Genomic DNA, 10,526 nt, shown 5'->3' with positions numbered 1-10,526 from the left:
GCTGGAGCTCGCCGGTGAAGTAGATGGCGGCGAGCAGCATGGTGGCGACCACGGTCACGGCGTAGGTTTCAAAGAGGTCGGCGGCCATGCCGGCGCAGTCGCCCACGTTGTCGCCCACGTTGTCGGCGATGACGGCGGGGTTGCGCGGGTCGTCTTCGGGGATGCCGGCTTCGACCTTGCCCACGAGGTCGGCGCCCACGTCGGCGCCCTTCGTGAAGATGCCGCCGCCGAGACGCGCGAAGATGGAGATGAGGGAAGCTCCGAAGCTGAGGGCCACAAGGGCTTCAAGCATGGTCTTCTGTTCCACGCCGAACATGGTCAGCAGGCCGTAGTAGAGGACCACGCCGAGCAGGCCGAGGCCCACGACCAGCAGCCCCGTCACAGCGCCGGCCTGGAAGGCCACGTTGAGGGCGGGGGTCATGCCCTGACGGGCGGCTTCAGTGGTACGGATGTTGGCACGCACGGAAACGTTCATGCCGATGTAGCCGGCGACGCCGGACAGCACCGCGCCAAGCACGAAGCCCAGCGCCACAAGGCCGGAAAGGGCCCAAGCCAGAAGCACGGCCACGATCACGCCCACGATGGCGATGGTTTTGTACTGACGGTTCAGGTACGCCTGAGCGCCTTCCTGAATAGCGCCAGCAATCTTCTGCATTTCTTCTGTGCCGGTACCGGCGGAGAAGACGCGCTTGGAGGTATCATACGCATAGTAGAGGGCGAACAGCCCGCAAGCCAATACCACGATGAATGAGAACATCTCAGAACCCCGCATATCGCTTTTTAAAAGTGAACAAAGGACGCTCCCCCTCCGCATCGCGCCTTCCGGCGGACGCGGTATGCCGGAAAAACGCGCAATCGAGCCTCCGGCCGAAACCGGGAAGCTCGTATGAGGTACAGCATCTCAAAAACACTGACCATATCAATGGAATCGAAAAATGTTACTCAAAAATAAGAGCACTGGCAAGCAAAAATCAGGGCCGGATACCGCGGAAAACCCTTCCGCCAGCCGCTTTCCGGCCTTCCAACCCTTGCCCGGCCCCCTTTGAGCCCCCTTCCCCATCCGAAACGACACGGCCATTTTCACAAAAAACGGCATCCCGGCATCACGATGCCCTTCTTGCCGGGACAAACAGCCGCCTCTCCTCGCATAAAAAGGGGCAAGCCGTCAACACCGGCCCGCCCCTTTCCGTATGGCATATGCGGAACGCCTATTTTTCGAGCGCCCTTTCCGATACCAGAATCCGCCGCCCCGCCGTGCCGTCGGGCTGCGTGTCCGTCAGCACCAGACGGTATCCGAAGGAAATCGAAAGCGGCTGATGCCGGTTCGTCCCCAGATCGAGGCTGACTTCAAGCGGGAGCCCGGCTTCGCGGTTCAGCGGGCGGGGAACCAGCACGGTGTCCTTGGAAGCAAGGACCCTGCCGTATTCGTCCGAAACGTAGACGCTCAGCATGATCTCGCCGTACCATGAGGCCCAGTCGGGCAGCTTGTCGATGACCGGATAGGCTTCCGCAACGATTCCAAGCTCATTGCCCACCGGTATCACCTGATACTGGAAGGCGAGGTAACGCATCTGGATGTTCTGGGACGCCTCATTTTTCCACGGATTGCTCGGGAGATGCCGCACGGACAGCCCCGAACACCCGGCAAGCAGCAGGACGCCAAGCAAAGCGAACACGCGAAGATTCATGAAGTTCCCCATCTTGCAGGACATGTTCCGACCGTTCCTATCGGGCAGGGGGACCCGCTTTCCCCAAGCCTTCCACCTCTTTTACCCAATAGAACGGAGAAAGGTCAATGACAGACCCGGCTCATTTTTCTATCCATGCCTCAAGGCGGGCGGCGAGCTCGTCCGGCGGGTAGCTCGGGCGGTCGTACATGCCCGCCTGCACCCGCTGGCGCGAGGCTTCCGACAGGATGACGGCCGCGGCGACGGAGACGTTGAAGCTCTGGATCATGCCGTACATCGGGATGTACACCTCGCCGTCCACCAGCGAGTTCAATTCGGCGGGAACGCCGCTGTGCTCGTTGCCCATGATGACCGCCGTGGGCTTCGTGAAGTCGTAGGCCCCGAGGGGCTTCGATTCCGGCGTGCAGCTCGTGGCGAGGATCTGATGCCCGCCCGCCTTGAGAGCCGCGTACAGTTCCTCGGCGCTGCGGTGCCGGACGCTCTCCACCCACTTGCGGGCGGACGCGGAACTTTTCTTGCCGAGCTCCGGGAACGCCGTATCCGTATAATAGAGGTGCAGCGCCGCAACCCCAAACGCGTCGGCGCTCCTGTAGATGGCCGAAACATTATGCGGATCGTGAATATTCGCCAACACCAGCGTCAGATCCTTCTGACGCCAGCGCAGTACCCGTTCCAGCTTGGCCCGGCGGCGCTCGGTGATTTCTCTGGCCACAAGATTCTCCTTACTCTTCAGGCTGAACGCCTACAATTCATCCCCGCCGCCGTTCATCGACAAGGCGGCGCGCTGCGCTTCCAGTTCCGCAAGCTCGGCTTCCAGTTCGCCGAGCTTCTCCAGCGCCTGTTCGCTTGATTCCTTCAACTGGCTGAACTTCTTCAGCAGTTCCGTCGTCTTGTTCCCGTCGGCGTACACCTCGGGGTCGGCCAGCGCGGCCTCGACGTCCGACTGCTCGGTCAGCAACGCCTCAAGCTGCGTTTCCAGCTTGGCATACGCCTCCTGCTTGGGGCGCATCTTCTTGTAGAGGGCATTGCGCTGCTCGGCCTGCTCGCGCTTGAGGCGCTTCAGCTCTTCCCGGTCCAGCGCCTTGCCGAGGACGGGGCCCTCGGCCTTCCGCCCGGCGTCCCTCTCCCTTTCCTTCCCGGCCTTGGACGCCGCCAGCGCCGCGCGCCGCGCAACGTCGTATTCGGCGAACCCTTCCTTATAGACGGTGATCCCGTCCTCGGCCATCGACCACGCCTCGTCAGCCACTTCCGAAAGCAGATACCGGTCGTGGGCCACCATCAGCAGCGTCCCGTCAAAGGCGTTCAGCGCCTCGACCAGCGCCTCGCGGCTTTCGAGATCCAGGTGGTTGGTGGGTTCGTCGAGCACAAGGAAGTTGGCGCGCGCGAGGAACAGCGACGCCAGCACGAGGCGGCTGCGCTCGCCGCCGGACAGGCTGCTCACCTGCCGGTCGAAATAGTTCTGCCCGAGCAGGAACAGCCCGAGGACGCTCATGAGCTCCTCTTCCGTCATCCGGGGATCGGAAAGCCGCCGGATTTCGCCGAGCACCGTGCCCGAGCTGTTCAGGAGCTCCGTCTGGTGCTGGCTGTAGTAGCCCATCTTGACCAGCGAGCCCATGACCTGCGTCCCGCCCTTGCGCTCCAGACGGCCCGCGAGGATTTTGAGCAGCGTCGACTTGCCGCAGCCGTTGTGCCCCACGAGGGCGATGCGCTGGCCCCGGTATATCGTGAACGTCAGCGGAGGCCAGAGGCTCACGCCGTCCGGGAAGGCGAACGCGAGATCGGCCACGGACAGGATGGTCTTGTCGGCCTTGGGCGGCTCGGGCCACTTGAAGCTGAGTTCCTTGCGCTTGGCTTCCGGGCGGAAGCCTTCCAGCTCCTTCTCAAGCTTCTTCGCCATCTTCTGGCGCGATCCGGCCTGGCGGGCCTTGGTCGCCTTGGCCCCGAAACGGCGCACGAAATCCATCTTGCGCTCGATTTCGGCGTTCAGGCGCTGGGCCTCGCGTTCCCTCTGCTCCTCAAGCTCTTCCTGCAATTCCACGAACTGGCTGAACGTCGCCTTGCGGAAAACAGGTTTCGAGCCGCCGAGGTACAGCACGTGCGTCCCGATCCGGTCCATGAACACGCGGTCGTGGGCCACGAAGACCAGCGCGCCCTTGTAATCCATGAGGAAATCTTCCAGCCATTCCACCGCCTCGATGTCGAGGTGGTTGGTCGGTTCGTCGAGCAGCAGGACGTCGGCCCCGGCGACCAGCACCCGGGCCAGCTTTGCGCGCTCGCGCCAGCCGCCGGACAGCTGCTTGATCGGCAGGTGCCACTTGCTCTCGTCGAATCCCAGACCGGACAGCACGGCCTGCGCCTTGTGCTCGGGATTGTAGCCGTACAGGGCCTCAAGCTCGGCCTGCCGCGCACCGAGGCGCGCGATCGCGGCCTCGTCCTTGGAGGCCGCCGCCGCTTCCCATGCGGACCAGAAATCATGCCAGTCCGGCAGGACGTCCACCACCCATTCGAGCAGCGGCGTGTCCAGCACGGCCTCGTCCAGATCCTGCTGCACGTACCCCACCCGGCAGCCGCGCGGCATGATGATGCGCCCGGAATCCGGGGCATCGGCGTCCGCCAGCATACGGATGAGCGTCGACTTGCCGCAGCCGTTGGGCCCGCACACGCAGAGGCGGACACCGGAGTCGATGTCCAGAGAGAAGTCGGAGAAGATGTCCCGACCGCCGAAGGCCTTGGAAAGATTTTGGATTGTTATTTTCATAATACGATGGGAATGCTATTCGTCGATCTGTTCGGAGGCCGTCTCCATGTCGTCCAGCCCCAGACGCTCACGGCGCGCGGCTTCCTGCTTGCGTTCACGGGTGCCGAGCGACGCGGTGCGGCATTCGTCCCACTTCGCCGAGCGTTCCTGATGGCGGGCGAAAATGAGAAACCCGGTATGGGCCACCATGCGGTCTTCGGGGCGCAGGCGATCCGCGATGGGCTTCCAGCGGCGCACGAGGATTTCGCAGACTTCGACGTCGTCGAAGGGCCCCTGCTCCAGCCCGAGGAGGAGCTTGCCGACCTGATCCACAGTGGGCAGGAGGAACGCCAGCGCAGCGCCGGGCGTCACGGCGGCGGGGATGTGCTTCAAATAGTCCCACGGCGTCCGCACATCAAGGAACAGGGCGTCCGCGCCGGTCACGTCGCCGAAGCCTTCCGCGATGTCCTGACAGTGCATGGTCACGTTCTGCCCCACCCCGGCCCACTCCAGGTTCCTCCGGGCGAGCTTGTGGAATTCCTCTCTGGCCTCGAACGTATGCACCTTTCCGGTCGTGCCGGAGAACCACGACAGGGCCACGGTCAGGCTGCCCGATCCGGTGCCTGCTTCGATGACCGTACGGTTCGGCCCCACGCCGAGACGCATACAGATATACCCGATATCCTTGGGATAGAGGATCTGCGTCTGGCGTTTGACGCCCTTGACGATATCGTTCAGCGTGGGCTTCTGGATACGGTACGGCACGCCGAGCGTGGTGCAGACTTCGGAACCGAACTGCGCTTCGACCACATCGGCCATGCGCAGGATGCCGTCCTGCGTGTGCATGTCCTGATTTTCATCAACGCGGCGCAAGCTCCGCTTCCCCTTGGGGGTAACAATAATAACGAGATCTCCGTATGCGGGCATGAATTTTCCTTGGTTTCATTCGCTAAAAGTAAAGGCCATACTCCAAACGCGCCGAAGCGTACAGAGGGGATAGCCCACAGTCAACCTGAAAGCAATGGCGGACGCCCCTTTCCGCCCGTGAATTCTTCGCCGGGATGCCCCCCGCCCGCTCCGGCTCATGCCGCCCGCCCTTCCCAAGCCTTGCAAAACGCGCAAGATCAGGCTTGACCTCTGGGAAGCCTTGCTTTATAGATCGTCGCTGCCGTGTTTGCGCCAGTAGCTCAGTTGGATAGAGCAGCAGCCTTCTAAGCTGCGGGCCGTGGGTTCGATTCCTCCCTGGCGCACCAATAGATTTCAAGAGGATACATACCATAGTGTATGTATCCTCTTTGTCGTTTCCGGCCTTGGTTGCCCACTGGTTGCCCGTTTTGCGGCCAATCTTATCCATATGATGGCGTCCCGAGGCCCTTCTTCGGCACAGAATGGCCCTGCCGCCACTCTGGTTTGCCATCCCGAATGTGCGCCCGCACGTTCCCTTGCTCAGGGCGAGGCTCATGCAGCCTCCGCACCCCACGGCCTAGGGAACTTGCGGGCGCTTCCTTTTTCTGAAGGCTGCGCGGCAGCCGTCTCCGCTACGCTCCCCCTTTCCCCCATACACCCGAAAACGGACCAAAGTTCCCAAGCGGCCCCCGGCCTTTTGGGTCCTTCCCCGCTTTTGCCCGGCGCAAGGGTGCGTGCATCCCGGAGTTTGGCCGCGATCTATGGAATTCTTTCATGGAAAAATGCACACCTTGCCATTGGAGCCATCGCATGACGCAGGATCTGTCCCCCAAAGAGATCCAACAGTTGGTTGAGGAGCGCGCCCTAGCCATCGCCAAGGCTGCGGAACTGCCCGACGTGAAGGCCGAAGAAAAGCTCGACCCGTGGTTCGTGATCGATCGGCTCCGGCGCAACCGCGTCGGCGATGCCGATCTCTTCGTGACCCTTTTCCGGGGCCGGTATGCCTATGTCCCCGAATGGGACAAGTGGCTGTACTGGTCCGGACATCACTGGGACATCGACCTCCTTTCCCGCCGGGCCTTGGCCGACATCGAGCAGGTGTGCGCGGCCTATCAGAACGCCATCGTCGAAACGGGACAGGACGACAAGTCGCCCCTCTCCAAAACGATGCGCTCCCGGATCGACAAGCTCCGCACGGCTGCCGGTCGGAAAGAGGTGCTTGAGTGCGCGACATCCATCTACAATCCGCCGGTTGTTGCGGCCAACGATCTTGATCAGCAGCACTACCATCTGGCGACTCCCTCCGGCGTCGTGGACCTGCGCACCGGCGAATGCAGTCCCGGAGAACCCGAGAAGTACATACTCAACGCCATCCCGACGGAGTGGACCGGCCTTGATACGCCCTGTCCCAATTTCCAGCACTACCTACTCTCGTGCATGAATGGTGATCAGGAGATGGCCGACTTCATCGTGCGTCTGCTGGGTTACGGGCTGCTCGGCGACAAGTTCCTGAACATCTGGGCCATCATGTACGGCCCTTTGTCGCGCAACGGCAAGGATACGTTGATGAACACCATCAAGGGTATCCTCGGCGATCAGATACATGCCCGTATGGGGGTATCCCTTCTCATCGAACAGAAGTTTCCTCGAGACCCCAGCCGCCCCGAGCCGGAGCTGCTGGCCCTGCGCGGAGCACGAATCGCCTACGCTTCGGAAGCAAATGCCCGCCAGTCACTTGACCAAGCCAAGATCAAGGACCTCACCGGCGGCGGGTTCATTACGGCCCGCGGCATCAACGACAAGTACATGACCTCATGGAAACAGTCGGCGCTGATGATCCTGCTCACGAACTATGTGCCGAAAATGGATACTGATGACGACGGGTTCAACGCCCGTACCCTGTTCATCGAGTGGCCGGTCAAATTCGTCCCCAACCCGACCCGTGAATGGGAGCGGCAAATTGACCGTCATATGGGGAAAAAGCTGGAAGCCGAGCGCTCTGGCATCCTTGCGCTCATGGTGCGCGGCTGCATGGATGTGCTCGCCAACGGCCTGCGCATCCCGGAGAAGGTGTTGCGCTTCACGGAGGCCCAGATGGCGGCTCAGGACGACATCGGGCGATTCCTGAAGGAGTGCTGTCTCATCGAAGAACCGCCGACCGGCTCTCGCGACTACGAAACCAGAACCCCAGCTGCCGATCTGCTCAAGGCCTGCAACTGGTGGTGCAAGAAAATTCTGGGCAACTCCTACCCGTACACGCCCAAAAAGTTCACTCCAGCCTTGGAAAAGAAGGGGATATTCACCAAAAAGAGCAGTGTCATGTACTACTTGGGTGTCGTGGTCAAGCCTGAAATTCTGGAAGAGTACAACGACGATCTACTGGAAGAGCAGGAGAAGAATAGCCGGAGGAAGTCATGATTGCTCGGCCTATCCTCCCATCCTCCCACGAAATTCTGGCGTTCATATTTTGTAACCATGCGATAAGGAATACTCTTTTCCAAGAATGGGAGGATGGGAGGATACACACCTCAATCCCCCCGTGCGCACATGCGCGATCATGTGCGTATTTGTGTGCTGTGTGTATATCCTCCCATACTCCCATAGAGAGAAAGAAAGATAAGAAAGATAGGATATTGAAGGCAATCATTGGTTGGGAGTTTCATGGGAGCGTGGGAGGATTGAACCGATGAGCGACATCATACTCGATATCCTGCGCCGCTATGTGGACGGAACCAAGATCAAGAAGGCCAGCGCACGCTCCGGCGGCGAGTACCATTCCCCCTGCCCGAAGTGCGGCGGGACGGATCGCTTCTGCGTCTTCCCCGAACAGCCCGGCGGGGCGCTCGCCATGCAGCACGGCATCACCGGGACGTGGGCCTGTCCCCGGCACTGCCAAGAAGGCGGCGACGCCATCGATCTGCTGACGTGGGCTGGAGGGCTGACGTTCCGGGAGGCGTGCGAGGAGTTGCGGATTGACCTCCCCGAACGCACGCAGGAAGAGCGCCGCAGATACCGCCCCCTGCGCCCCCTGACCGCCCACGGCACGGATACGTGGACGCCGACGTCCTACGCCCCGCCTCCGGAGGCATGGCTCACACAGGCCACCAAGCTGGCCACAGAGGCCCATGCCCGCCTTCTGGAGACGCCATCCATCCTGAGCTATCTCGCCAAGCGTGGCCTGCCGCTTGAGGCCGTCCAGCGCTACGGGCTGGGCTACATCGAGGGAGAGGACAACACCGGGAAATACCTCTACCGCCAGCGCGCCGCGTTCGGCCTGCCGCCCAAGGAACGCGACGGCAAGCCTGTCCGGGCGCTGCGCATCCCCCGCGGCATCACCATCCCCTGCTGGAGCGACGGCGGCCACACGCAAGCCCTGCGCGTCCGTATCCGCAAGCGCAATGCCGACCTCGCCGAGGGCGAAGACAAATACATCCTCATCGCCCAGCCCGCGCCGCCCTACTCGGCCCCGCTGCGGCTCGCCCCCATCGGCGTCGCTCCAGAGCTGGCGACGTGGGCCGTGGTCGAATCCGAGCTTGACGCCATGCTCATCCACCACGCCTGCGGGGGAAAAATCGGCGCGCTCGCCATCCTCACGGCCTCCGGCAAACCCGATGCCGCAGCCCATGCGGCCCTCTCCGCAGCGGCCAGAATCCTCATGGTCATGGATTGGGACGCAAAGCCCGACGGCGACATCCCCACGGCCTCGAACTGGCGCTGGTGGCGCGACCGTTACCCCCAAGCCAAGCTGTGGCCCGTCCCCGCCGGAAAGGACCCGGGGGAAGCCTTTGCCAAGGGCGTGGACATCCGGGAATGGCTCCGCGGCGGCTGTCCGGCATCCTGCCCGCTGACGGCTCCAGAGTCAGGGCCCCAACCGCAAGCGCAGCCGGAACCGGAGCCAATGGGAGCTTTGCCCGATGGAACTGTTGCCGCTGAGGGAGAGGATAGTCTTATCCTTCCGGACTACCTTGAGAGAAGGGACATCCCCGCTGACGTGCTCACGCTCGCCCGGATCTGGCGCGGCAAGCCTATCCGGTTCGTCCGCGACGGCAACGGCGGCTGGGAATGGCGATACGATTACAGATGGGCGGCGGCACACCCGGATGACATGCAGGCGTTCATGAGCTTCCAAAGCGAGTCCGCCGCTATCTGGGACTGGCTGTCAGGGCACAGGGATTATGAGATAACTTCACGGAACTTTCTGTCTATCTGGGGCTAATATGGCATCACTCACTATCGAACAATGGCCAATCGGACGGCTTATCCCCTACGAAAACAACCCGCGGAAAAACGACGACGCCGTGCCGCGCATGGTGACCGTTATCCGCGAATTCGGCTTCCGCGTTCCCGTGCTGGCCAAAAGCACCGGCGACCTCGTTGATGGACACCTCCGGCTCAAGGCGGCGATGGCTCTGGGGCTGGACACCGTGCCGGTCATCACCGTGGACGACATGTCTCTGGAACAGGTGCGGGCCTTCCGCATCATGATCAACCGCTCGGCAACGTGGGCTGACTGGGACGACGAAGCACTCTTGCGCGAACTGCAAGCCCTGCAGCTCGCCTCATACGATCTCAGTCTTACCGGCTTTGACCAGCGCGAGCTGGACGAAATGCTCATGCAACTCGACGGGAGCACGGATAAGGACCCTGACGATATCCCCGAGCCTCCGGACGAACCGCAGGTACGCGATGGCGAAGTGTGGCTATTGGGCCGTCATCGGCTCATGTGCGGCGACTCGACCAGCCGTGCGGACATGCGCCGCCTGATGGGAGAGGACCTTGCCGACATGATCTGGACGGACCCGCCCTACAACGTCGACTACAGCGGCAAGGCTGGCAAAATCAAGAACGACAAGATGTCCGCCGCCGACTTCGACCAGTTCCTGCTGGCCGTTCACCGTGTCATGTTCGAGACGGTGCGTCCGGGCGGCGGGGTTTACGTCGCGCACTCCGAAGCCGGAGACGGCATGGCCTTCCGCCGGGCTTTCATCCAGTCCGGCTTCAAGCTGGCCGCCTGCCTTATCTGGCGCAAGCAAAGCGCTGTGCTGGGCCGTGGCGACTACCATTTCCAGCATGAGCCGATCCTCTACGGCTGGCGTCCCGGGGCCGCGCATCGCTGGTACGGCAACCGCAAGCAGAAGACGATCTACGAATCCTGCCTCGACGGGCTGACGCCGATGGCCGACGGCAGCTGGCAG

At 62.2% G+C, this 10,526-nt stretch carries 8 protein-coding genes and 1 tRNA gene; 4 read left to right on the top strand and 5 right to left on the bottom strand.

Annotation, left to right across the window (positions count from 1 at the left end; all coding sequences use genetic code 11):
* The 5 genes from HMPREF0178_RS00395 to HMPREF0178_RS00375 form a co-directional block, all read right to left on the bottom strand.
* Positions 1-757: sodium/proton-translocating pyrophosphatase (locus tag HMPREF0178_RS00395; protein ID WP_039958392.1), on the bottom strand; the 757-nt coding region annotated here is incomplete at its 3' end.
* Positions 758-1,208: 451 nt separating this feature from the next.
* Positions 1,209-1,688 (bottom strand): hypothetical protein, encoded by a 480-nt coding sequence (locus tag HMPREF0178_RS00390; RefSeq protein ID WP_232281151.1) that lies wholly within the window; start codon positions 1,686-1,688, stop codon positions 1,209-1,211.
* Positions 1,689-1,809: 121 nt separating this feature from the next.
* Positions 1,810-2,400, bottom strand: coding sequence for a TrmH family RNA methyltransferase (locus HMPREF0178_RS00385; RefSeq protein ID WP_005027481.1), 591 nt, complete (start codon positions 2,398-2,400; stop codon positions 1,810-1,812).
* 30 nt (positions 2,401-2,430) lie between these two features.
* Positions 2,431-4,446, bottom strand: a complete 2,016-nt coding sequence (locus HMPREF0178_RS00380) for an ABC-F family ATP-binding cassette domain-containing protein (protein ID WP_009367919.1) — start codon at positions 4,444-4,446, stop codon at positions 2,431-2,433.
* Between the two features lie 15 nt (positions 4,447-4,461).
* Complete coding sequence (locus tag HMPREF0178_RS00375) at positions 4,462-5,352, bottom strand: tRNA (adenine-N1)-methyltransferase (protein WP_009367918.1); 891 nt, start codon at positions 5,350-5,352, stop codon at positions 4,462-4,464.
* Positions 5,353-5,601: 249 nt separating this feature from the next.
* Here HMPREF0178_RS00375 and HMPREF0178_RS00370 point away from each other — a divergent pair.
* The 4 genes from HMPREF0178_RS00370 to HMPREF0178_RS00355 form a co-directional block, all read left to right on the top strand.
* Positions 5,602-5,678: transfer RNA gene (locus HMPREF0178_RS00370), tRNA-Arg, on the top strand.
* Between the two features lie 427 nt (positions 5,679-6,105).
* Positions 6,106-7,749 carry a phage/plasmid primase, P4 family gene (locus tag HMPREF0178_RS00365; protein WP_083832419.1) on the top strand — a complete coding sequence of 548 codons (1,644 nt, stop codon included), beginning with the start codon at positions 6,106-6,108 and terminating at the stop codon, positions 7,747-7,749.
* A gap of 268 nt (positions 7,750-8,017) precedes the next feature.
* Positions 8,018-9,547 carry a primase-helicase zinc-binding domain-containing protein gene (locus tag HMPREF0178_RS00360; RefSeq protein ID WP_009367916.1) on the top strand — a complete coding sequence of 510 codons (1,530 nt, stop codon included), beginning with the start codon at positions 8,018-8,020 and terminating at the stop codon, positions 9,545-9,547.
* A 1-nt stretch (position 9,548) separates the two neighbouring features.
* Positions 9,549-10,526 (top strand): ParB N-terminal domain-containing protein (locus tag HMPREF0178_RS00355; RefSeq protein ID WP_009367915.1); only part of this gene is annotated, 978 nt, incomplete at its 3' end.

Origin of the sequence: Bilophila sp. 4_1_30 (assembly GCF_000224655.1) — a bacterium.
Taxonomy (GTDB): Bacteria; Desulfobacterota; Desulfovibrionia; order Desulfovibrionales; family Desulfovibrionaceae; genus Bilophila; species Bilophila wadsworthia.
Note: the sequence above shows the minus strand (reverse complement) of the source record. Positions and strands in the feature narration are given on the sequence as shown.

Excerpts from the sequence above, each read along its gene's own strand:
- HMPREF0178_RS00390 (WP_232281151.1), bottom strand. The coding sequence starts at position 1,688 with ATGAATCTTCGCGTGTTCGCTTTGCTTGGCGTCCTGCTGCTTGCCGGG.
- HMPREF0178_RS00375 (WP_009367918.1), bottom strand. The coding sequence starts at position 5,352 with ATGCCCGCATACGGAGATCTCGTTATTATTGTTACCCCCAAGGGGAAG.
- HMPREF0178_RS00365 (WP_083832419.1), top strand. The coding sequence starts at position 6,106 with ATGGAAAAATGCACACCTTGCCATTGGAGCCATCGCATGACGCAGGAT.
- HMPREF0178_RS00360 (WP_009367916.1), top strand. The coding sequence starts at position 8,018 with ATGAGCGACATCATACTCGATATCCTGCGCCGCTATGTGGACGGAACC.
- HMPREF0178_RS00380 (WP_009367919.1), bottom strand. The coding sequence starts at position 4,446 with ATGAAAATAACAATCCAAAATCTTTCCAAGGCCTTCGGCGGTCGGGAC.